The following is a 24,166-nucleotide window of genomic DNA, read 5'->3' on the forward strand; positions in this document are numbered from 1 at the left end:
CGTTTCTAATCTGTTAATTAACGTTTTTAACGCATATTAACAAAAGTAGTGAGAATTTAAGAATATTTTAAGAAAAATATTGGATATATAAAAATGTCAGCAGGTTATTGTGTTAAATTATTATGAATCTTCATAATTTGATTTAACAAGTTGTCTGAAGTATTATTTGTAATAATATAATTAGATAACAAGGCTTTTTTTGAATCTTTCCATTGATTGCGGATTCTGTTTTTAACTGCAATTTCTGACGTGTTGTCTCTTTTTACAACGCGTTGTATCCGTATGCTTTCATCAGCAATAACTGTAATTATTTTATCGCATAAAATAGCACTTGCGTTTTCAAATAAAATTGCGTTTTCATAGAGCACGTATTCTTTGTCTTTATTTGCTTCAACAAAAGCCTTAAATTGTGTATACACTTCTGGGTGCACAATTGAGTTTAACGTCGCTAATTTCTCTTTATTAGAAAAAACGACATCTGCAATAAAAGCGCTATTTAATTCATTTTCTTGATACGCTTTTTCACCAAACTCTTTACATATCTGGTTTTTAATGATGGATGAAGTTGTCATTAGTTTTTTAGCTTCGTCATCAGCAAAATACACCGCAACATTTCCAATTTTCTGAAATGCTCTTGCAACTGTAGATTTTCCGCTTCCGATTCCGCCTGTTAAACCAACTACCATCTTATTTCTGAATTAAATATTCTATTTTATTTGGATTGACTTTAACTGAAGATACAAAATCTGGTTTTACAACAACTCTAGGAATTAAGTAATTTAGATTATTGTTTATTGAATTGTTGTAATCGCATACAATTCTAAATGAAGTTGCATTTACTTTACTAAAGTTGGTTAAACCTACTTGATAAAAAATTTGAATAGTTTTTGGAAATGTCGTTACCAAAGCATTCTCTGGTAAGTTAATTATTTCGAAAGGCAACTCTAACTTCCCTTCAGTAAAACGATCTACATCGGCTAAAACAGTTGCTTCTTTTATGCTAAATTTTAGTCTCTTAGAAATAGCATTAATTTTGATTGTTTGCGCAACAGATTTTGAAATATCTTTTAAAGTTAATTTTTGAAGATGTAAGTTTTGTAAGGTATCTATTTGCGATTTTGGTCCAGAAACTAAAATAGAATCTGGTGTAATTTGTATTGGCTTTGTTAAGTGGTATCCTGATTTATAAGAAAAATCAAAATTTCCTTTTAACGGGACTTTCTTTGAAGTTAATTGACCCAAATCTAAATAAATGGTGTCTTGTGCAATTCCGTTGATGATAAAATTATTTGAAACTTGATTTTGAATATCAATCTTTTGATTTTCTAATAAAAGATAATATTTTGAGTTTAATTTACGATGCGCTTTTTTAACATCTAATCTGATTTTTTTCTTAAAAAGACTAATTCCCAAAAGTTTAAATCCAGATGCATTTCCTTGAATATTTATTTTATCTAATGGCGTACTTTGGATTAATTTATCTTGCGGAATGTTTACGTACTCAACAGGAAATGTAATAACTGTTTGATATTCTTTTGACAACTTTGTTAGCAACCAAAAAAACAAAGCAACGGCTAATGCAACAAAAAAAGATTTTGGTATTTTATGTTGATTTTTTCCTTTTTGCATAAAATTCTATTTTAATACTGCAAGCTACATAAAGCAATTTAAAAACACAACGTTGCAAAGATTTATTCCATAAAAAAAGAGAGCAAAATTGCTCTCTTTTTTTATGGATTCTGATGAATCTTATTTTTTTGCCGGAGCATTTAATTTATTCGTTAATTCCAACGAAATAGCAGCACGTTCAAATTTTATTTTACCCGCGCCAGTTTCTATAGTAATGGTGTTATCACTTTCGTGTAATTCTACAATTTTACCATGAATTCCGCTACTTGTAATAACTCTAGTTCCTTTCTTAATTTCTGCTTGAAACTTTTTCTCTTTCTTTTGTTTTGTCATTTGTGGTCTAATCATAAAAAAATAGATGACCACGATCATTGCTAAAAAAGGCAACATACTACTTATTCCGCTTGTACTTGCTTGTAAAATTATCATTCGTTTATTTTTTCTTATTTACGATTCCTTTGATTCTTAAAATTTCTCTTCCAACAGCAGTATTTGTAAACAAGGTTACATCTTTAACTTGTCTTCCACCACCTTTACCATTCGTGTTAAATTTTACTGCTATTTCTGTAGATTCTCCTGGAGCAATTGGTTTATCTTTTGGCCAAGTTGGTACTGTACATCCACAGGTAGTCTTTGCATCTGTAATGATCAATGGAGATTTTCCGGTATTGGTTACAATAAAAGTTGTCTCAATAATATCTCCATCTGTTACAGTTCCAAAATCGAATTCTTTTTTATCTAACGAAATAACTGGCGCACCTTTGCTAATATCCATATCTCGTTTCTTAGCATCTGCTAATTTTGATTGATCTACTTTCGCAGCGGCATTTCCACCAGAACAAGCTGTTAAGATACCTAATGAAACAGCTAAACTAAAAATAATTATTTTTCTCATGATTTATAAATTTTATGTAAAAATACTAAATTATAATAATCCTCTCCCAATTTTATCAAGTCTTTTATTTTCAGAATATTCTCTAGAGAGTTTATCTAATACTCCGTTGATGAAATAACCACTTTTATTGGTTGAGTAATCTTTTGATATTTCTATATATTCGTTAATGGTAACTCGTACCGGAATTGATGGAAATTTTAGAAACTCACAAATTGCCATTTTTATTAAAATCATATCGATATCTGCAATTCTTTCTGCTTCCCAATTAGGAGTTTTACTGCTAATATCTTCTTCAAATTTTGTGTGATTTAAAATCACTTTTCGAAACAATTCTAAGACAAATTTCTCATCATCTTCATCTTTATAGATATTTCCTAAAAGCAGTGATTTATTTTCTTTTACCTTACTTAATGTTCTTAGAATCCATGTGTTCACAAACGGAATATCATCTAACCAACTAATTGTTTGATCTTCATAATATTCTGCTAATTTATCATCTGGTGCAATAATTTCTGTAAAAAAATCTTGCACAAAACTCTTGTCCGTTTTAAAAAAATCTTCATTAGAATTCATGTATTTGCTATACAAATCACTTGCTTGCAATTTTTGCCAAATAATAGTTACATACTCATCATCATTTTTCCAATTGTCTAATTTCTGATTAGAAATATGATCAGAAATAGAAGTACTATTTGCAATTGCTGCAATTACTTTATTGTTGATGAATTTTGTATTTGGTTGTAAATCTTCTTTAGTTGCAAGGTGTTTCTTTTTTGAAAGTTCAATTTGCTGAGTAGCTAATTTCTGAACTTCAACCAACATTTGCAATTGCAAAACATACAAGTCTAACAATTTTTGAATGCTGTGTTTTAAGAATTTTTCTTCTTTTACTAAATCATCGGCTTTTGAAGTTGTCATTGCATAAACCGATTGCATTACTTTGACTCTAATATGTCTTCTATTAATCATTCTAAAGAACTTATTTAAAAAAAAGAGCGGTAGAAAATTCTATCGCTCTGCAAAAATATGATTTTTATTGATATGTACTACTTGTTTTTTTCATTTTTACGAGCATCAATTCTGCTTTGTGCAATATTAAATGCCGCTCTGTGAGTGGTGATATTTTCTTTTTCTGAAAGATTAAAAATATCTAAAGTTGTATTGTAAATGTTTTCTGTTTTTCTTATAATTTCGTCTTTACCATAACCTTCTAACTCCGCATACACATTGATAATTCCGCCTGCATTAATTAAAAAATCTGGTGCATACGCAATTCCTTTTTCTTTTAACAATCTACCGTGTTTAACTTCATCTGCCAATTGATTATTTGCCGCTCCAGCAATCACTTTTGCTTTTAATTCACTAATTGTTTCATCATTTATGGTTGCTCCTAAAGCACAAGGCGCATAAATATCTACATCTAAACCGTAAATATCGTTTCCTAAAACAACGTTTGCGCCGTATTTTTTACTTAATTCTTCTAAACGCGCTTCGTTTATATCATTTATAATTACTTTTGCGCCTTCGTCTGTAATGTGTTTTACCAAGGTTTCTCCAACATGACCAACTCCTTGTACTAAAATTTTCTTTCCATCTAAATTGTCTGTTCCGAATTGATATTTAGCTGCAGCTTTCATTCCCATATAAACTCCGTAAGCAGTAATTGGCGATGGATTTCCTGATCCACCTTTGCTTTCTGAAATTCCTGTAACGTGCGGAGTAACTTCTCTAATGATGTCCATATCACGCGTTTCCATTCCAACATCTTCTGCAGTAATATATCTTCCGCTTAAAGAATCTACAAACTGACCAAAACGACGCATTAAGTCATCATTTTTTTGTGTTTTTGCATCACCAATAATAACCGCTTTTCCTCCACCAAGATTTAATCCTGTAATTGCAGATTTAAAAGTCATTCCACGAGACAAACGCAAAACATCGTTTAACGCGTCCCATTCACTATTATAATTCCACATTCTTGTTCCGCCTAAAGCTGGACCTAAAACCGTATTATGAATACCAATAATTGCTTTTAATCCTGTATCTTCGTCGTTGCAAAAAACGATTTGCTCATGACCATCAAAAGAAAATTGACCAAAAACTGGATCATTTTTTAAATCTTTTGCATCTAATATGTTTGTTGTCATTGTGTAGTGTTTATTACTGAAATTTAATATTTCTTAATTTTTATGGCGCAAAAGTAAGTTTTTAGCAAATCAAATCAAAAAAAACAGGGTTTAATTATGATATAATTAAGAAAAATAATATCATTAAACAGAATAGAATATTTAAAAATACAGTAACCAACGTTTGTAAATGAAAGCATTACAATACTTAAATAAATACTTTTTAAAATATAAATACCGATTGTTAATCGGGATTTTTATTACCGTTTTATCTAAAATTTTATCCTTACGGATTCCGAGACTTATTGGAGATTCGTTTAACATCGTTGATGAATATAGAAAAGGGATTATTTCTAATACAGACGACGTAAAATATCAGCTTTTAATGAATATTTTATTGATTATTGCTGTAACGTTGGTTGCCGGGTTTTTCACTTTTTTAATGCGTCAAACGATAATTGTTACTTCTCGTTTGATTGAATTTGATTTAAAAAACGAAATCTATCAACAATACCAAAGATTGTCTATCAACTTTTATAAAAAGAATAGAACTGGCGATTTAATGAACCGAATTAGCGAAGATGTTTCTAAAGTTAGAATGTACTTTGGACCAGCAATTATGTACAGCATGAACATGATTGTTTTGTTTGCTGTTGGATTTTATCAAATGTATAGTATCGACGCAAAATTAACGATGTATACCTTAATTCCGTTTCCTGTTTTATCTGTTTCAATTTTTGTGTTGAGTAAAATTATCAACGAAAAAAGTACCATTGTTCAACAATATTTATCAAAATTAACGACGTTTAATCAAGAGTTTTTCTCTGGAATTAATGTGGTAAAATCGTATGGAATTGAGAAATCCATCGTCAAAAATTTTGATGCTTTAGCAAATGATAGCAAAGAAAAAAACATCGATTTATATAAAGTGCAGGCGGTCTTTTTTCCGTTGATGGTTTTATTAATTGGCGTAAGTAATTTATTGGTTATTTATATTGGAGGAAAACAATATATCGCTGGCGAAATTCCGATTGGAGTAATTGCAGAATTTATTTTGTATGTAAACATTTTAACGTGGCCAGTTGCTATTGTTGGCTGGGTAACTTCGATGGTGCAACAAGCAGAAGCTTCGCAAAAAAGAATTAACGAGTTTTTAGAAGAAGTTCCAGAAATAAAAAATATTGCAAAAAATAATACTGAAGTGCTTGGTTCTGTAACATTTAAAAATGTGAGTTTGGTATATGATGATACAAATATTACAGCCTTAAAAAATATCAATTTTACAGTAAATAAAGGAGAAACAGTTGCCATTTTAGGAAATACTGGATCTGGAAAATCATCAATTATCAATTTAATTTCTAGATTGTATGATATTTCTGAAGGGACTGTTTTAATTGACAACACACCTATAAAAGAAGTGAACTTAACAGACTTAAGAAATCAAATTGGTTTTGTACCACAAGATCCGTTTTTGTTTTCTGATACGATTGAAAACAATATAAAGTTCGGAAAAGAAGACGCTACAAAAGAAGAAATTATTTTAGCAGCAAAAAATGCTGTAATTCACGATAATATTATAGCGTTTAAAGACAAATACGAAACTATTTTAGGAGAACGTGGCGTAACGCTTTCTGGCGGACAAAAGCAGCGTTTAAGCATTGCAAGAGCTGTAATTAAGAATCCTAAAATATTAGTTTTTGACGATTGTTTGTCTGCTGTAGATACAGAAACAGAAGAACAGATCCTTTCTAATCTAGAAAAGGTCTCCAAAGAAAAAACAACTTTTATCATTAGCCACAGAGTTTCATCAGCCAAAAATGCTGATAAAATTATTGTGTTAGAGAATGGCGAAATAGTACAGCAAGGAACTCATAATCAACTAATAACAATAGATGGGTATTACAAAGAATTGTACGAACAACAACTTTTAGAAAAAGAAAACTAATCTTTAGTTAGAAAAAGTAAAATATTTTTTTAGATTTGTTCAACAAAGAACAAAACAAAATTTAATTCTATTATAAATTATTATGGCTGAGAGAGTGGAACAAGAAGAGATTTTTTCTCAAGTTTTAAGAGCAGGAAGAAGAACATACTTTTTTGATGTAAGATCAACGAAAGCAGATGATTATTACTTAACAATTACAGAAAGTAAAAAATTTACACACGATGATGGTTCTTTTCATTATCAAAAACATAAAATTTATTTGTACAAAGAAGATTTTGAAGAGTTTAACGATATGTTAAAGGCTGCAACTGACTATATTGTAACAGAAAAAGGACAAGAAGTAATTAGCGAAAGACATCAAAAAGATTATAAAAAAGAAGACGTTGCTACTGAAGATGAAACAACCACATCAACAGAAAGCTTTACAGATGTTTCTTTTGACGACATCTAAAATTCAAATAATTCTCACAAAAAAACGTCCTCTAATTTAGAGGACGTTTTTTATTTATAATGCTTTTAGCATAATGTTGCTTTTAGCAACAGTCTCTTCCCATTCTTTTTCCGGATTACTTTCTTTTGTAATTCCGCCGCCAACATAAATCTCTGCATTGTTATTTATAATTTCCATACATCTTAAGTTTACAAATAAATGTGAATTTTTATTTGTATTGATGTTCAATTCACCTAAAAAACCTGTGTAATAAGAACGATTGTAATTCTCATTTTCTAAAATAAATTGTTTCGCTTTTTCTTTTGGCAAACCACAAACCGCCGGAGTTGGATGCAATAAATTTACCAAAGAAAACAATCCTTCTTTGGTTAAATCTCCTTTTATTTCTGTTCTTAAATGCAATAACGAACCTGCTTTTACAGTTTCAGTTTTTAATTGTTTTAAGTTCGTTGAAAACGACGAGAGCTTGTTTAAAATATAATCTGTAACAATTTGTTGCTCTTCAATCTCTTTAGGATTCCAACTTACTTTCTCACCCTTTTTATATACTTGCGTTCCGGCTAAAGACATGGTTTTAAAGCTATTTTTTTCTACTTCTAACAAGGTTTCTGGAGTTGCTCCAAACCACAAACCAACTTGCGGATGAAACCAAACATACACAAAAGCATTTGGATATAATTGCAGTAAGTTACTATAAATCTCCTCTACTTCTACTCCATTTAATGCAACAATTTCTTTTCTAGAAATAACCACTTTTTTAAAATCATTTTTGTTGATGGCATCAAGTGCTTTTTGCACAATGTTAATATGTGTTGCTTTTGATGCATTATTGAAATATGATTTTTCCTTAAAATGAAGTTGCTCCTTTGTAAAGGAATCACTTATAAATTCTGATGCATCCAACGGAAAAAAAATCGTTTTTTCGGATGCATTAAAAGGTGCAAAAACAAAACCAGCTTGTGTAAAATCTGAAGCAATTTTGTGTAAAGTTGCCTCCTTTTGAAAAATTCCAAAAATGGTTGCATCATTGGGTTTGTTGTACGCAACAAATGGCACCTTGTTTTTATATGCTTCTTTTATTTTATTTAAAAGTAAATTCAATTGACTTGTTTTAAGATTTCTTCTTTTATCAGTTCAAACTGTGTCCAAACTAAAGCATGTCCAGTTTCCGGAATCGTTATCAATTTAAATTGCTTTGCAGGAAATTGTTGTTGCAAAAATAACGAATTTTCGTATGGAACAATTCCGTCATCATTTCCTTGAATACAAATAATTTGTGATGGGTTTGTTGTCCAATTATTTTCAATTTTTCGCAATTCAGATTTGTGTGTCCTTTTTTCTTCTGATGCCGATTGCCATATTGCAGGAACCAACCAGCGCGTTGCTTTCCATTTGTAAAAATTCAACATAAAAGGCATTGGTTCTACTTTGCTATACACTGCCGGAGCAATTAATACAATACTTTTGTATTTTTCTTTTACTGCTAAAGCAATCGGTCCGCCATAAGAATATCCAACAATAATGGTTTTTGTTTTCTTTAAATTTTTAAGAACATCATGGAGTATTTCTACTTCAAAAGAGATTAATTTTTGAACGGTATTTTTATCCTTATAATTATACCCTATTCTATCATACGAAATCATATTTGCTTTTGTATTTAGCAAAGAATCTGCCAAATATTTTTTAAAATCTAATAAAGATCCTGGCGCTCCGTGCACAAATACCAATGTTGTTTTAGAAGTGTCAATTTCTTTTTGCATCGATACAACTCTGTACTCAAATCCTTTGTATGTATTTGTTGTTAATAGTGGTTTATGAAAGCTTTCTGCAAATTCTTCAATAACTTCTTCATTCGATTTTGGTGAAGAAAAATTGACAAATAAGAAGTACAAAACAAGGAATAAAACAACTATAATTGCACTTACAATTTTTAAAATTTTCTTTAGTCGTTTCATACACTTATTTCTTCTCCAAAATAATATTTGTGAGTTTACAAAGAGATACAAGTTCGTTTTTTTCATTCACAATTCTTATTTCCCATAAATGTGTAGTTCTTCCTTTATGTATCATTTTTGCGGTCGCGGTTACCACTCCGTCTTTTACACTTTTTAAATGATTTGCGCTTATTTCTATCCCTTTAACAAGGTATTTATTTGTATCAACAAAGTAAGCCGAAGCCGAGCTACCAACACTTTCTGCCAATGCAACCGATGCTCCTCCATGTAAAATTCCATAAGGTTGATGTACTATAGAATTTACAGGCATTGATGCTACTAAATAATCCTCACCAATATCAGTAAAACGAATTGCTAAAGTTTCCATTAATGTGTTTTCACACATTTTATTAAATCTATTTAAGATTGCTTCTTTGTCTAACATTCTAATGAATTTAATGGTAAAAATACATATAATTTATTGTATTTTTGTTGCCGTTACTACAAGATAATTTCAATGTATAAAGTACGCATCATATTAGATACCAAAAAAGATGTAATTAGAACAATTACGGTTAATAATACTATTAACTTAGAAGAATTACATTTTTTAATTGCAAAATCTTTTGGATTTAATGGTCAAGAAATGGCTTCTTTTTACAGAACCGATGACGAATGGAATCAAGGAGAAGAAATTCCGTTGTTTAACATGTCTGAGTTTGGCGACGAAATCTCTATGAGTTCTTGTCTCTTAAATGAAACATTACCTAATGTTTATGATAAGTTGATTTATGTGTACGATTTCTTTAGCATGTGGACTTTCTATGTAGAAGTTATTGCAATTTCAAAAAAAGAAATAGACGGAACTAAAATTATTATGTCTGTTGGAGAGATACCTGATGAAGCTCCAGAAAAAGAATTTGTTGCAGAAAAATCGGACGATGAATTTTCTGATGACGAATTTGATTCTTTTGAAGATTACGATTTTGATAATTATTAAACGATCCTTTTTTCTTCTTTTTAAAAATCTACAAATAATAGTAACATTTCCGTAACTTGTTCGTCGTATAACCATAATCGACTAAAACAATTTCTTTGGAAACAATCTTATCTCTTAAAAATTTAGACAAAAAATTTGGTCCTGTACATGCTGTAAACAATCTTTCTTTCGATATTCAAAAAGGAAATGTCTACGGAATTTTAGGTCCAAACGGAAGTGGAAAATCTACCACTTTAGGAATCATATTAAATGTTGTAAACAGAACTTCGGGTGAATTTAGCTGGTTTGATGGCAAATTATCTACACACGAAGCCTTGAAAAAAGTGGGAGCTATTATTGAGCGACCAAACTTTTACCCATACATGACAGCAACTCAAAATTTAAAATTGATTTGTAAAATTAAAGGTGTTTCGTATGACAATATTGATGAAAAATTAAAAACTGTTAATCTGTACGAACGTAGAGATAGTAAGTTTAGAACATTTTCTTTAGGAATGAAACAGCGTTTGGCAATTGCTTCTGCATTGTTAAACAATCCTGAAATTTTAATTTTAGACGAACCTACAAATGGTTTAGATCCGCAAGGGATTCACGAAATTAGAAAAATCATCAAAGATATTGCTAAAAACGGAACCACCATTTTATTGGCTTCTCACTTATTAGACGAAGTAGAAAAAGTATGTAGTCATGTGGTTGTGATTAGAAAAGGAATCAAATTATATGCTGGTAGAGTTGATGAAATGACGGCTTCAAAAGGATTGTTTGAACTTAAAGTTGATAGCAATGAAGAACAACTTATCGAATTGTTAGAAAATCATGCTTCAATAAATACCGTAAAAAAAGAAGACGAAATTATCATTGCAGCCTTAAAAGACGAAATGACTGCTTCAGAAATGAACGCTTATTTATTTGGCAAAGGAATTACGTTGTCGCATTTGCTAAAACGCAAACCAAGTTTAGAGCAACAATTCTTATCGTTAACAAACAACAATTAATCAACTGAATGTTAGTTCGAAATGTCATCTCGAGCGGAGTCGAGAGGCGAGAACAAGTTCATAAAAATATAAAACACCATGTTTAGATTACTAAATATAGAATTTCATAAATTAAAACACAACAGAGCAAGTAAAGTACTGTCTATTATTTACTTTGGCTTATTAACTTCAATCGCATTAATTGCTGCCATTAAATTTGATATTGGTCCTGTTAAGTTCCATTTAGCAGATCAAGGAATTTTTAATTTTCCATACATCTGGCATTTTAATACGTACATGGCATCCATTTTTAAATTCTTTTTATTGTTGGTCATTGTGTCTATGATGGCAAACGAATACAGCAATAAAACCTTAAAACAAAATTTGATTGATGGCTTGAGTAAAAAAGAATTTATTCTTTCAAAATTTTATACGGTACTCGTTTTTGCTGCAGTTTCTACGCTTTTTGTCTTTGTAACTTCTTTGATTTTAGGTTTTATTTATTCAGATTATAATGAGTTTTCCATCATTTTTTCAGATTTAGAATATTTGTTAGCCTTTTTTATCAAATTGGTTGGATTTTTCTCTTTCGGTTTGTTCTTAGGAATTTTAGTAAAACGTTCTGCTTTTGCTGTTGGCGCAATGATAGTTTGGCTGATTGTTGAAAGCATGTTTAAAGGATATTTATTCTACTCTTTTAGAGGCGAAGAAAACACTTCAGAACATGTAAATAGTGTGATGCAATTCTTGCCACTAGAAGCAATGTCTAATTTGATTAAAGAGCCATTTACAAGACTTGGAGCAGTAAAATCTGTTGCAAACCAAATTGGAGAACAAATAACCAAAGATTTTTCAGTACAGTTTACAGATATTATTATCGTTTCTGTTTGGACAGCAATCTTTATATACCTGTCATATGCCTTGTTAAAAAAGAGAGATTTATAATACTTTTCTAGTATATTTGACGTTCGGATAAAAACCCGTCAAATGAGAAGATTATTAAGTGTATTTATAGTTCTATTTACCTTAACAGCGTACGGACAAAAAGAAGCAAATTATTGGTATTTTGGTCAAAATGCTGGGTTAGACTTTACCTCGGGGTCTCCAGTTGCTTTACAAGATGGAAAATTGAGCACACTTGAAGGTTGTTCTACAATTTCTGATAAAGACGGAAAATTATTATTTTATTCTGATGGAACAACTGTTTATGACAGTTCTCATCAAATAATGAAATATACAAATGGAACCTTAGCTACAGATTTATATGGCGATCCTTCAAGTACACAATCTGCACTCGTTGTTCCAAATCCAACCGATCCAACTATTTACTACATTTTTACGGTACAAGCATACGGTGGCAACGGATTTAATTATTACACAATTGATATTTCTAAAAATGGTGGATTAGGAGAAATTATCTCCGGACCTGTAAATTTATCAGACGGAAAAAAAGGTAGTTGGTCAGAGAAAGTCACTGCAGTTCAAGGTGCTGGATGTAATACCATTTGGATTTTATCAACTGTAAACAATCAATTTTACGCATATAAAATTGATGGAAATGGTGTTGATACTGCAAATCCAGTAATCAGTACAACTAATTATTCATTAAGAGATAGAAGAGGGTATTTAAAAGTTTCTCCTGACGGAAAAAAGATTGCCCTTGCAGATTTTACTTATAACAACAACATTAGTAACGGAAATTTAATTTTATATGATTTTGATACTTCTAATGGTTCAGTTGGAAATACAGCTACGGTTTTAGCAAATGCAGCAAATGATGGAGCGCATTACGGAGTAGAATTTTCTCAATCTTCTTCTAAATTATATGCCTCTACATTTGATGGCACAAACAATAAAGTGTATCAATTCGATTTAACTCAAGCTAATATTAAAACGACAAAAAACTTAATTCATTCTCAGATTGGGTATCGTGGTGCATTACAATTAGGGCCAGACGGAAAAATTTACGCCGCCGTTTCTGTAAATTATAATATCGGAACACAATTTTTAGATGTGATCGAAAACCCTGATGATGATGCTTCAAATATTACTTACACAGAAGACAAAATTGACTTAGGTCCTGGAATAGCAACTCAAGGCTTGCCTCCGTTTATTCAATCGTTCTTTTCTCCTGTAAAAATATTGGATAGTGATACTAAAACAATAGACTTAACTACTGGAACACATCAAGTTTGTATTGGAGATTCTTTTAGTTTTGAGCCTGAATTAAACGGTGTTGCCGGATCAACATATACATGGACAAAAACTGGAGATCCAACTGTAAATGTAGACACCAGAAAAATAACAATTAACAATACGAATTACGGCTCTGGAACGTATAATTTAGAAATGATTATTAATGATGGTTGTGGAAGAGTCAAAAAATACAACGGTTCTGTAGAAATTTTATTTGTCCCGAAACCAACCACTACAGCGATTCCTGTGTATGAACAATGTGATATTGATTCGAATCCAATAGACGGGATTACTTCTTTTAATTTAGAATCTAAAGAAGCAGAACTGACAAATAATACCGCTGGAATTTCTGTTACTTTTTACGAAACTACAGATGTTAATTTCACATCACCAATTACCAATAAAGTGGGTTACAGAAATACAGTATCTACAAATACTGGAAATCATAAGTTAGTGGTAAGATTAACAAATAACACTACTGGTTGTTATGATGATGGCGAATTAGAATTAAAAGTAAATGCAACCGCTTTAAATACGTATCCAGACTTGTATGTATGTGAAATTGATTTGAATGCAGCTGTTCCTGGCTCAAGAAACAGCACAGGTTCTGGAAATGCTTTTTATGATTTTGATATTAAAACAGCCGATATCATTGCTAATTCTGGTGGAGCATTTTCTAGCACAACACATAATTTTGAATATTACAGAACTGCAAATGACGCATCTTTACAAACCAATCAAATGGTTGCGCCCTATGAAGATGATTTGTTTACAAACAACGCTGATGTTTTTGTGCGTATTTCTACAAAAGGTGCTAATGCGTGTTCTGGAATTGGTCAATTTAAAATATTTGTAAATACACGCCCAATTCCGCAAGGAAACACAACTCCGATGTATTTATGTGTCAATAATCCTATTGACAATCCGCAGCAAATAACAATTGATTTAGATGGAAACACAGGAAACCCAACTGACACATATCAATGGTTTTTAAACGGAAATATAATTACGGGTGCAACCAATGCAATCCACAAAGCAAATGTGCAAGGAACTTATAAAGTAGAAGCTTACAGAGCATATCAAAACGATATTAATGACACAACTGATGATACTTCGTGTACTGGTTATAATACATTTACAGTACTTGAATCTAACAAAGCTTTGATTCTTTCTACAGATTTAATTGACGACCAAGACAATCCTGATGCAAATATATTAACAGTTACTATTTCTGGAATTGGGGAGTACGAATATGCTTTAAACAGTACCCGTTTAGCAGACTTTACAAAAGGAACTGAGAATTTAACCTTTACTTTTAAAGATGTAAAACCAGGATTAAATACTGTGTATATTCGAGATGTAAATGGTTGTGGAACTGTAAACAGTCAAAAATTATCTTTTCTTTTTTTTCAACGACATTTTTCTCCAAATAATGATGGAATTTATGATACTTGGAAAATTTTAGGAACCAACAATGCCTTTTACAAATCTGCCAGAGTAGAAATTTTTAATCGATACGGAAAAGTGGTTGCGATAATTACAGATAAAAATGGAAACGGTTGGGACGGAACGTACAACGGAAATAAATTACCATCAAACGATTATTGGTTCAATGCCGTTTTAGAAGATATAAATGGTACTATTAGAAAGGAAACTGGACATTTTAGTTTGCTTAGAAAATAAGTCTAGAAGTAACATTTGAATTTGTAGCAAAACCAATATCAAATCCTTTTTTATCTCAGTAAAAGTTTCCAATTAAAATAAGTGCAACTTCTTTTAAATTCCGTTTCTTAATTGGTATTTTTGTCTTTATGGATTTTCAATTACATTCTAAATTTAAACCTACCGGAGATCAACCAGAAGCCATCAAACAATTGACCGAAGGTCTTGTTGAAGGAGAAAAATACCAAACTTTATTAGGAGTTACCGGTTCTGGAAAAACGTTTACGGTTGCAAATGTTATTGAAAAGGTAAATCGACCAACCTTGGTGTTGGCACATAACAAAACGCTAGCAGCACAATTGTATTCTGAATTCAAACAGTTTTTTCCAGAAAATGCTGTGGAATATTTTGTTTCGTACTACGATTATTATCAACCAGAAGCATACATTCCTGTTACAGGAACCTATATCGAAAAAGATTTATCTATCAACGATGACATAGAACGACTTAGAATTAGTACGTCTTCTTCCCTACTTTCAGGACGAAGAGATGTGTTGGTAGTTGCTTCGGTTTCTTGTTTATACGGAATTGGAAATCCAGTGGAATTTAAAAAGAACGTGATTCCGATTCAAGTTGGACAACAAATCTCTAGAACAAAATTCTTGCATCAATTGGTAACAAGTTTGTATTCTAGAACCGAATTTGACATCAAAAGCGGAACGTTTAAAGTAAAAGGAGATGTCATTACCATTTATCCATCGTATGGAGATAATGGGTATCGTGTTCATTTTTTTGGTGATGAAATTGAAGAAATAGAATCCTTTGAAATTGAAAGTAATAAAGTCTTAGAAAAGTTTCAACAACTTACTATTTATCCTGCAAATCTATTTGTAACCTCGCCAGACATCTTGCAAAACGCCATCCATATGATTCAAGAAGATATGGTAAAGCAAGTTGATTATTTTAAAGAAATTGGCAAACATTTAGAGGCAAAACGCTTAAAAGAACGCACAGAATTCGATTTAGAAATGATTCGAGAATTGGGATATTGTTCTGGAATCGAAAATTATTCTCGTTATTTAGACGGACGAGAAGCAGGAACAAGACCTTTCTGTTTGTTAGATTATTTTCCGGATGATTATTTAATGATTATTGACGAAAGTCACGTTACCATTCCGCAAACACACGCCATGTACGGCGGAGATAGAAGTAGAAAAGAAAATTTGGTAGAACACGGTTTTCGCTTGCCAGCCGCAATGGACAATCGTCCGTTGAAATTTGAAGAATTAGAAGCCATTCAAAATCAAGTAATTTATGTAAGTGCAACACCAGCAGATTACGAATTACAAAAAACAGAAGGAATTTTTGTTGAGCAAATTATTCGTCCAACAGGATTGTTAGATCCTGTCATTGAAGTACGCCCGAGTTTAAATCAGATTGATGATTTGATCGAAGAAATTCAAATTAGAGTTGAAAAAGACGAACGAACTTTGGTAACAACTTTGACCAAAAGAATGGCAGAAGAATTGGCAAAATACTTAACTAGAATTCAAGTTCGTTGTCGTTATATTCATTCTGATGTGGACACACTAGAACGTGTAGAAATTATGCAAGATTTACGTAAAGGTTTGTTTGATGTATTGATTGGCGTCAACCTTTTAAGAGAAGGTTTGGATTTACCAGAAGTTTCTTTAGTTGCAATTTTAGATGCAGATAAAGAAGGTTTTTTACGTTCTCACAGATCGTTGACACAAACTATTGGTAGAGCTGCAAGAAATGTAAACGGATTGGCAATTATGTACGCCGATAAAATGACAAACAGCATGCAAAAAACCATAGACGAAACCAACAGACGACGAGAAAAACAAATTGAATACAACACAACAAATAATATTACGCCAACACAAATTACCAAAGCAATAGACAATTCGTTGACAAAAAGTGCGGTTTCATCTTTTCATTATGACAATGCAATTAACAAAGCTGCAGAAGCAGATTTAGAATACTTGCCAAAGCCAGAAATTGAAAAACGCATCAGAGAAACTCGTAAAAACATGGAATTGGCAGCAAAAGCGTTAGACTTCTTAACAGCAGCTCAATTTAGAGACGAAATTGAAGTCTTGAGAAAGCATTTGTAACAGATACTATTTACGTCTTTTTAAAAGTTTTTAGTATCTTTAACATCACTTTAATAACATTCACAAAAAGTAACGTTATCCGGAAAATGGACCGGAATAACATTATAAAATATAATTATATAACCAGTTAGCTACAACCTTAGAATCGAACAAAATTGGAAACTGATTACAAAAATTTTTACTATTCTTATTTAAAAGAATATCACGAAGTACGAGCAATTTATTTGAATAATTTATTGCAAAATACGAATGAATTAAATTCAGTAATAGAAGAAAAAGAACTTGAATCTGAAGGAATAAAAATACCATTAACTAATAATACAAAATTTATTATTCAAGCAGATTTGAGACAAAACTATTTTCATTCAATAGAAAGTTTCTTTGAATTTTTATTTGCGTTTTTACCTAAAAATGGAAAAGTTCCTGACAACAAGAATATTTTAAGAGCTTTAGTTAAATCTAAATGGAGTCAGAATTATAAAAAAATTGAATATATAGCGAATGGAAGTCTAAAATTAAATTTTCTTGATGAAGAAATTGATTTTCTAAATTATAAAGTAACTGTTGGTCATTATTTGTTTTTTATTGGAACTTTCTCAAAAGAAAAGTTTAATGATGAATATCAAAATTCAGTTAAAAAAAGTATTACATCAATAAAAAAAATCATAAAAACAATAGCAAATGATTTTTGCAAAAGAGATGAATACAACGCCTACAAGCATACTATGAGAGTATTCCCTTCATTTAACTCTATTCATTTCCTAAATGCTGAAACTTTAAAAGAGGAATTAAAATTTGACTTATCAAACTCTGCTTCATATCAAATATACAATGACAAAGAAAAAGAAACTATTGTCAAAACGAAACTATTTGACCCTGAAAGAGATTTTAAAATGACAAGAATATGTAGTCATTTAATTTATAATATGGTTGAATTAAGAAGTATAGTTTTTGGAAATAGAAAAAATAAAAATGAGAAAATAGCTTTAAACCTATTTAATGAAGATAATTTCGAAGAATCAAATAAACATAATGTGAAAATACAAGATTTGAGTTTCAGTTCAAAATTAATAAACGGCAGTAGCTAACACCGTGTAAAAAAAATTGCTGGTAAAAGCTCACTTACGAAAATCCTCTCGGATTTTCTTGGTTTGTGTTTTATTTATTAAATTCACTGCTTCAACCACGCAACTTTACTTACACAAACACGTTGTGTGCAATTACGACAAACCGACAATCTCGATAAAATATTCAAAGAAAGTAACATTTATAAAATTATCACGACAGATAGTAAACTGAAAACTATAGTAATAAATAGAATTTAGACTTAACATTAAAACAAATTCATTATGAGTAATAGACGAAATTGGTTAAAACAAGTAGGTTTAGGAGTTGTGGGATTAGGTCTTGGACAAATTGAAACTTTTGCAAATCCAATACCTAACTACTTTGTTTCTAACCCGAATGATACTCGAATTTTATTAAGGTCTAACGAAAATCCATACGGTCCATCACCATTAGCACGAACTGCTATGACAGAAAGTATAAATATTAGCAACAGATATGGTTGGACACAAACATCTGAATTGATTACTCTAATAGCTAAAAAAAATAATGTTGCAGAAAAAAATATTCTTTTAGGAGCGGGTTCAACTGAAATTTTAGATTTAGCACTCCAATTTACTGCTTTAAAAAAAGGTACTTTTATTTTAGCCGAAACAACATATGATTATTGGACTTCTCCAGCAAAAACTTTAGGAATTAAAAAAATTACTATTCCACTTACAGCAGATAAAAGACTTAATTTGACCGCAATGCTAAAAGCCATTGATTCAGATACTAAAATGATTTATATATGTAATCCAAATAATCCGACAGGAACAATTTGTGAAAGAGATGAACTTGTATCATTTATACAAGAAGCATCAAAGAAAGTGATTGTATTAGTAGATGAAGCATACATTGACTTTACAAATCAACAATCGTTAAGTAATCTTGTAATTGAAAATAAAAATTTAATTGTTGCTAAAACTTTTTCAAAAATGTATGGATTAGCAGGTGGACGCATAGGTTATGCAGTAGCAAATGAATCCACTATTTATGAGCTTAGCCAATTACAATCTTGGCCAAACGGAAGTGTTAGTGTCGTGTCAACAGCAGGTGCTTTAGCTTCATTAAAAGATGAAAATTTTAAAAAGGAAGTTTATTCATTAAATGAAAAAGTTAAAAAATATACAATTGAACAACTTGAACACTTAAATATTACTTGTATTCCTTCGCATTCAAACTTTATTTATTTTTCCCTTTCTAATTATAAAAAAGATTTCTTTGAACAATTGGAAAAGAATAATATTGTTGGAACTAAAATTTATGAAGAACAAGGAAAATGGTCACGAATTACAGTCGGAACAATGCAAGAAATGGAAATGTTTATTAATGCCCTAAGATAAAATAACTGCACACAACACCTCATAAAATTTATGCTTAAATTTGAACTAATAGAAACAACAAACATTCAACAAACAATTTGCTACGTCCGAAAAATCTCCGATTTCTCAGTCGCACAAATCTTATAAAATCCCGTTGGCAACAAGCTGAAAAAAATGAAATCCGAACTAACAATTTACTTTTTTCTACTCATAACATTACTGTTTTCCTGCAAAGAAGAACACAATAATGTAAAATCCAAAGTAGAAAAACCAAATAAAATTGTTTTGATTTCAATAAATGCACCAGCAAAATACACTCATTACATAAAGCAAGACAGCATAGGAAAAAAACTCAAGGATAGTTTAGGACCTAAAACATTTTGGAACAATAATGGTTTCACATATTTGAATTATATGAACAATGAACAAACTTGGTTGCCCGAACCGAATGTTCGTGACACTATTGCAATTGAATGTTATTCAGAATATTTAGAATTATCTACAAATAACTTTTTTACCTCAATAAAAGAGACATTTTTAGTAAAAAACGGAGACACAGTTGTTTTTAACTATAATCATAATATTCCAAATGCAGAAATAACAAACAGAGCTGTAAATGACATAGAATTAAACTATAATAATTACAGACTTAAAAAATTATTCGATAACAAGTACACAAGTCATTACCTAATTTTTGGAAATCTTTTTCTAAACGATGACTTTAAAAATTATGAACAAAATTCAATTGATTACTATAATAAGGCAAAAAATGATTTTGTTAGAGAAACACAATTATTAGATTCTTTATTAAAATCAAAAAGCATTACGCAGACAAATTACAATTATCGAAAAGATGCTTTGAATATGTTAATGGAAAAGCACAAAAAACTCAAGAATATTAAAAAGTGGTTGGAACAAAACAAATCTTTAAGAGATAAAGAAACCATTGAGCAACTTTTTGGTTTCGATTTAGCCAAAACAGACTCTTTAATGAAATTTTCATTCTTTAGAGATTATTTAAATAATATTTCGGAATACAAGTTAGAATTTATAATAGAAAATAATGGAAGTTCAGGTGGAGCTTATATAGACTCAAGAATTCGTTTTGACTCAATTTTAAAAGATAATCGATTTAATCAAGTTGCTAAAAACTATCTACTTTTCAATGCTTATGACGGAATTGGTAAAAATTTCAGAATCAGAGACAAAGAAAAATATTTTAAAAAACTACAGGAGAACACTACAAACAGAGAGCAACTCGACAAATTGCAGAAAAACTACAAATTGGATTTCAGCAAGTCTGACAAGCTGATTTTAACCGACTTAAAAAATGATACAATTACTTTTTCTAATGTTTTAAAAAACAACAAAGGAAAATGGCTCTATGTTGATTTTTGGGCAAGTTGGTGTAAGCCTTGTCGAGAGACAATGCCAGAATCTAACAAGCTTAAAAAGGAATTAAAAAATGAAAATATTGAGTTTATATATTTGGCTCTAAATGATAGAAAAGAAAATTGGGAAAAAGCAATAAAAATCGATAGTCTTACAAAAAGTCAAAACTACTTTATAGAAAACGGAAATGTTTCTAAAGTTGTTGAAGATCTAGGAATTAAAACAATACCTCATTATTTAATTTATAATCCAAATGGAGAATTAATAAATGGATTTGCAAATCGACCAGGAAAAGGAGCAAAAGAACAATTAAGAAAATTATTGACGGAAAAATAAAGCCAGTTGCCAACAACGTGTATGCATCATTGCTGGTGGATTTTTCCGGTGGAAAAATCCAGTGATTATTCAATATTGGTTTTTAATTTACTATTTTTAGTGCTAGCCAGCCGCAACAACCCATACACGAACACGTTGTGCGTAATTAAAAAATGAAAATGAGAAAAATAAACTTTTTGCTAATTCTATTATGTTTGTCATTATGGAATTGTACAAAAAAAACTGAAAAAGCTGTAATTTCTTTTAAAATCAATAATATGAATTCAAAAGAAGTTAAAGTAAGACTTACTTCTTTTGGAGAAAAATTTTCAGATAAATATAAAACTGTAAATTTAGAAAACGGAGAATTTATTCTTGATACTTTAATAAATGAACCGAAAGAAGTTATAATTCAACCAAACGAAATGTTGAAAAAACTCTCAAATGGTGAATTATTTCCTATTCCTTCCAAACTAGTTAAATTCTTTATTTATCCAAAAGATAGAGTGAATGTTAGTGGATCAATGAGCGAATATAAAGTTGATTACAAAGTTGATGGCAATTTATTAAACAATCAATATTCAGATTATAGAAAGAGTATTTTAAATAATTATGAACTTGGAAGTAAACTATTTTATGATGTAGAAAATCTTTATTCTAAAGGAGCTAAAGATTCTATAATAAGAATAACTGAAAATAATGAGATAGAAGTTTCTAAAAAGAATAGAAAAGCACCAATTAATTATATTAATAAAAACCAGAACATTGAACTTTCATCATTTTTATTAGCAAATGAACAGAAAGAAGTAATTATAGAAAATTATGATAATCTTTCCGAAAAAGTTAAAAAATCTGATTTTGGAATAATCCTTAAAAAAAGAATTGACAATTGGAAAAATCTTTCAATTAATTCAACTGCTCCAAATTTTGAATATCAAACTTATAAAAGCGGAAAAATTAAATTATCAGAAAATAATGGAAAATTTATAGTTTTAGATTTTTGGGGAAGTTGGTGTGGACCTTGTATTATGGAAATGCCGAAAATGAAAGAATTCTATAAAAATAATAGTAAAAAAATTGAAATTATAGGAATTGCAGCAAGAGACAAAGAGGCAAACTGGATTAAGGCAATAAAAGAAAATAATTTAACTTGGAAACATATTTTTAACAATAAAAAGAAAGACGATTTAGTCAAAAAATATGGAGTTACTGGATTTCCAACAAAAATTATTATAAATCCAAATGGAAAAATTGAAGGAATCTACTTGGGAATAAAAGAAGATTTCTATTTGAAAATGGAGGAATTATTGAAAAATTAAAAAACTACTGCCAACACCGTGTATAATTAATTGCTGCGGAATTTCCCTGTCAGAAATTCACGCGAATTAATTATCTTTCCGCTACGGCGGAAAGTGGATCGTGCTTTTAACCGCAAAAAATCATACACAACCACGTTGTAAATAATTTTAAAATAACCCCAATAAATGAAAAAGAGCATTCTATTTTTAACATGTCTAATTTTAACAAACTTATCATTTGGACAAAAAAACAATAGCAATCTGAAAATGATTTCCGATTACTCATCAAACAATCCTGAAATTAGAGATATTTTACAGTTTGAAGGAATTGAATATTTGAAATTAAAATTTATTGGAAAAGAATTAAAAAACAAAAGCTATCATCTAACAGTAAAAGAAATTTGGAATGGTAAAATAGTTCGAGACACTACAGTTTTCAACAGTAAAACTATTGGAATTAAGCAATTTGAAAAAGTTAATGACACAATGTTAACTTTAAAAGTAATTTCCAAATTGACCCATAAGAACAAATTAAAAATGACTTTCCGATTTCCACGTTTTGGAATAACAAAAGAATATGACGCAATTGATACTAATGACTATAGTTTAAGAAATATTGCAGAAGAAAGCAAAATGGAAATTAGTTATGATAAAAAATTCTACTTGCTCGCTTATATTTTACCCTATGAAAAAAAAGATGGTTCAAAATCTTGGTGTGATGTTGGAACGAGTGGTAAAGACATTGAAAATTGGGGAAAGAAATTCGGAATAAAACATTATTTGTTATTTGAAATGAAATTTGAATAAAAACAATTTACAACACCGTGTATATTTCCAATGGAAAAATCCGGTGATCATTCAATGTTAGTTTTATTTCATTAAATTTATCGCTAGCCAGCCGCAACAACCCATACACGAACACGTTGGCATATTTCAGGACAAGACACATTTAAAAAAAAGGAAAAATGATTAAAAGATTATTAAAACAAAATTTGTCAAATTCAAGTAAGCGCAAATTAAGGAATCATGTAAATGATTTTAAAGCAGTTTTTTTTTGTGGCAATTTGAATAAGCTAGGTAAAATATACGGCACAGATAAAATCGGAGGACACTTCTATACTCCTCATTACATGACACATTTAAAAAAATTCAGATTAAAAAAAATAAACTTACTTGAAATAGGCGTTGGTGGTTATAAAAATCCATTGATCGGAGGTCAATCCTTAAGAATGTGGAAGAAATATTTTCCATTTGGTAGAATATTTAGTTTAGATATATATGATAAATCTTCCCTTCAAGAAAATAGAATAAAAATATTTAAAGGAAGTCAAGTAGATAAAGACTTTCTTGAAGGAGTTTCTGATTATATAGGCGAAATAAATATTATTATAGATGATGGTAGTCACATTAATGAGCACGTTATTGAATCTTTTAATATCTTATTTCCAAAATTAAAAGATGGTGGAGTATATATTATTGAAGATACACAAACTTCCTATTGGGAAGATTTTGGTGGTGATAGTAAGGATTTAAAAAATCCTAAAACAATGATGAACTATTTTAAAAATTTGACTGATTCTTTGAATAACCAAGAGTTCATATTTCCTAATTATAAACAAACCTACTTTGACAAGAAAATAATTTCAATTCATTTCTACCACAATTTAATTTTTATTTACAAGGGAAATAATAATGAAAAATCAAATATGGTAGTTAATAACCAAAGATAAACTACACACAACATTTTGTGTAAATAATGGCAGATAAAGTGGTAAATATCAA

General features: G+C 30.1%; 22 protein-coding genes. 13 read left to right on the top strand and 9 right to left on the bottom strand.

All coding sequences use genetic code 11. The features are described 5' to 3' along the window. Positions 1 to 104 precede the first annotated feature (104 nt). The 6 genes from coaE to KCTC32516_RS11205 all read right to left on the bottom strand — a co-directional run bounded on the left by coaE (position 105) and on the right by KCTC32516_RS11205 (position 4,671). A complete protein-coding gene (gene coaE / locus KCTC32516_RS11180) occupies positions 105 to 686 on the bottom strand; it encodes a dephospho-CoA kinase (RefSeq protein WP_301400576.1) in 582 nt (193 codons plus the stop codon). A 1-nt stretch (position 687) separates the two neighbouring features. Further along, complete coding sequence (locus tag KCTC32516_RS11185) at positions 688 to 1,629, bottom strand: YbbR-like domain-containing protein (RefSeq protein ID WP_301400577.1); 942 nt, start codon at positions 1,627 to 1,629, stop codon at positions 688 to 690. Between the two features lie 120 nt (positions 1,630 to 1,749). Then, positions 1,750 to 2,058 carry a preprotein translocase subunit YajC gene (gene yajC / locus KCTC32516_RS11190; protein WP_301400579.1) on the bottom strand — a complete coding sequence of 103 codons (309 nt, stop codon included), beginning with the start codon at positions 2,056 to 2,058 and terminating at the stop codon, positions 1,750 to 1,752. 4 nt (positions 2,059 to 2,062) lie between these two features. Continuing rightward, positions 2,063 to 2,524: a DUF1573 domain-containing protein gene (locus tag KCTC32516_RS11195; protein ID WP_301400580.1), complete on the bottom strand. Its 462-nt coding sequence runs from the start codon at positions 2,522 to 2,524 to the stop codon at positions 2,063 to 2,065. 30 nt (positions 2,525 to 2,554) lie between these two features. Further along, a complete protein-coding gene (gene nusB, locus KCTC32516_RS11200) occupies positions 2,555 to 3,493 on the bottom strand; it encodes a transcription antitermination factor NusB (protein WP_301400581.1) in 939 nt (312 codons plus the stop codon). 77 nt (positions 3,494 to 3,570) lie between these two features. Beyond that, positions 3,571 to 4,671, bottom strand: coding sequence for a Glu/Leu/Phe/Val family dehydrogenase (locus tag KCTC32516_RS11205; protein ID WP_301400583.1), 1,101 nt, complete (start codon positions 4,669 to 4,671; stop codon positions 3,571 to 3,573). Positions 4,672 to 4,840: 169 nt separating this feature from the next. Between KCTC32516_RS11205 and KCTC32516_RS11210 the strand changes: the two genes are divergently transcribed. Both KCTC32516_RS11210 and KCTC32516_RS11215 read left to right on the top strand, forming a co-directional pair. Further along, entirely contained in the window at positions 4,841 to 6,595 is a 1,755-nt protein-coding gene (locus KCTC32516_RS11210) for an ABC transporter ATP-binding protein (protein WP_301400585.1), read from the top strand. Positions 6,596 to 6,677: 82 nt separating this feature from the next. Then, positions 6,678 to 7,046 (top strand): PUR family DNA/RNA-binding protein, encoded by a 369-nt coding sequence (locus KCTC32516_RS11215; RefSeq protein ID WP_301400587.1) that lies wholly within the window; start codon positions 6,678 to 6,680, stop codon positions 7,044 to 7,046. A gap of 54 nt (positions 7,047 to 7,100) precedes the next feature. Here KCTC32516_RS11215 and KCTC32516_RS11220 read toward each other — a convergent pair whose 3' ends face one another. The 3 genes from KCTC32516_RS11220 to KCTC32516_RS11230 are packed head-to-tail and all read right to left on the bottom strand — an operon-like array spanning position 7,101 to position 9,425. Next, positions 7,101 to 8,147: a chorismate-binding protein gene (locus KCTC32516_RS11220; protein ID WP_301400589.1), complete on the bottom strand. Its 1,047-nt coding sequence runs from the start codon at positions 8,145 to 8,147 to the stop codon at positions 7,101 to 7,103. Next, on the bottom strand, positions 8,144 to 9,001 hold the full coding sequence (locus KCTC32516_RS11225; RefSeq protein ID WP_301400591.1) for an alpha/beta fold hydrolase: 858 nt from the start codon (positions 8,999 to 9,001) through the stop codon (positions 8,144 to 8,146). Before KCTC32516_RS11225 ends, KCTC32516_RS11220 begins: the two co-directional genes overlap by 4 nt. A 4-nt stretch (positions 9,002 to 9,005) precedes the next feature. Beyond that, the gene (locus tag KCTC32516_RS11230) at positions 9,006 to 9,425 is read right to left on the bottom strand and encodes a PaaI family thioesterase (RefSeq protein WP_301400593.1); all 420 of its coding nucleotides are present in this window, start codon (positions 9,423 to 9,425) and stop codon (positions 9,006 to 9,008) included. 72 nt (positions 9,426 to 9,497) lie between these two features. On the opposite strand from KCTC32516_RS11230, the gene KCTC32516_RS11235 reads away from it, so the two are divergent. The 11 genes from KCTC32516_RS11235 (at position 9,498) to KCTC32516_RS11285 (ending at position 24,114) form a co-directional block, all read left to right on the top strand. Beyond that, positions 9,498 to 9,980 (top strand): IS1096 element passenger TnpR family protein, encoded by a 483-nt coding sequence (locus tag KCTC32516_RS11235; RefSeq protein ID WP_301400595.1) that lies wholly within the window; start codon positions 9,498 to 9,500, stop codon positions 9,978 to 9,980. Between the two features lie 95 nt (positions 9,981 to 10,075). Then, positions 10,076 to 10,975 carry an ABC transporter ATP-binding protein gene (locus tag KCTC32516_RS11240; protein WP_301400597.1) on the top strand — a complete coding sequence of 300 codons (900 nt, stop codon included), beginning with the start codon at positions 10,076 to 10,078 and terminating at the stop codon, positions 10,973 to 10,975. Positions 10,976 to 11,053: 78 nt separating this feature from the next. Then, positions 11,054 to 11,899 (top strand): ABC transporter permease, encoded by an 846-nt coding sequence (locus KCTC32516_RS11245; RefSeq protein WP_301400600.1) that lies wholly within the window; start codon positions 11,054 to 11,056, stop codon positions 11,897 to 11,899. Between the two features lie 42 nt (positions 11,900 to 11,941). Then, positions 11,942 to 14,833 carry a T9SS type B sorting domain-containing protein gene (locus KCTC32516_RS11250; protein WP_301400602.1) on the top strand — a complete coding sequence of 964 codons (2,892 nt, stop codon included), beginning with the start codon at positions 11,942 to 11,944 and terminating at the stop codon, positions 14,831 to 14,833. A gap of 128 nt (positions 14,834 to 14,961) precedes the next feature. Next, the gene (gene uvrB / locus KCTC32516_RS11255; RefSeq protein ID WP_301400605.1) at positions 14,962 to 16,950 is read left to right on the top strand and encodes an excinuclease ABC subunit UvrB; all 1,989 of its coding nucleotides are present in this window, start codon (positions 14,962 to 14,964) and stop codon (positions 16,948 to 16,950) included. Between the two features lie 155 nt (positions 16,951 to 17,105). After that, a complete protein-coding gene (locus tag KCTC32516_RS11260; RefSeq protein WP_301400608.1) occupies positions 17,106 to 18,038 on the top strand; it encodes a hypothetical protein in 933 nt (310 codons plus the stop codon). Between the two features lie 261 nt (positions 18,039 to 18,299). After that, positions 18,300 to 19,400, top strand: a complete 1,101-nt coding sequence (locus KCTC32516_RS11265) for a pyridoxal phosphate-dependent aminotransferase (RefSeq protein ID WP_301400610.1) — start codon at positions 18,300 to 18,302, stop codon at positions 19,398 to 19,400. Between the two features lie 153 nt (positions 19,401 to 19,553). Beyond that, positions 19,554 to 21,107, top strand: coding sequence for a TlpA family protein disulfide reductase (locus tag KCTC32516_RS11270; protein ID WP_301400612.1), 1,554 nt, complete (start codon positions 19,554 to 19,556; stop codon positions 21,105 to 21,107). Positions 21,108 to 21,364: 257 nt separating this feature from the next. Continuing rightward, the gene (locus KCTC32516_RS11275) at positions 21,365 to 22,405 is read left to right on the top strand and encodes a TlpA family protein disulfide reductase (RefSeq protein WP_301400614.1); all 1,041 of its coding nucleotides are present in this window, start codon (positions 21,365 to 21,367) and stop codon (positions 22,403 to 22,405) included. 246 nt (positions 22,406 to 22,651) lie between these two features. Then, positions 22,652 to 23,191, top strand: a complete 540-nt coding sequence (locus KCTC32516_RS11280) for a hypothetical protein (RefSeq protein ID WP_301400616.1) — start codon at positions 22,652 to 22,654, stop codon at positions 23,189 to 23,191. A gap of 158 nt (positions 23,192 to 23,349) precedes the next feature. Beyond that, positions 23,350 to 24,114, top strand: a complete 765-nt coding sequence (locus KCTC32516_RS11285; protein ID WP_301400618.1) for a class I SAM-dependent methyltransferase — start codon at positions 23,350 to 23,352, stop codon at positions 24,112 to 24,114. Positions 24,115 to 24,166 lie beyond the last annotated feature (52 nt).

This window comes from Polaribacter huanghezhanensis, assembly GCF_030444335.1.
Lineage (GTDB): Bacteria > Bacteroidota > Bacteroidia > Flavobacteriales > Flavobacteriaceae > Polaribacter > Polaribacter huanghezhanensis.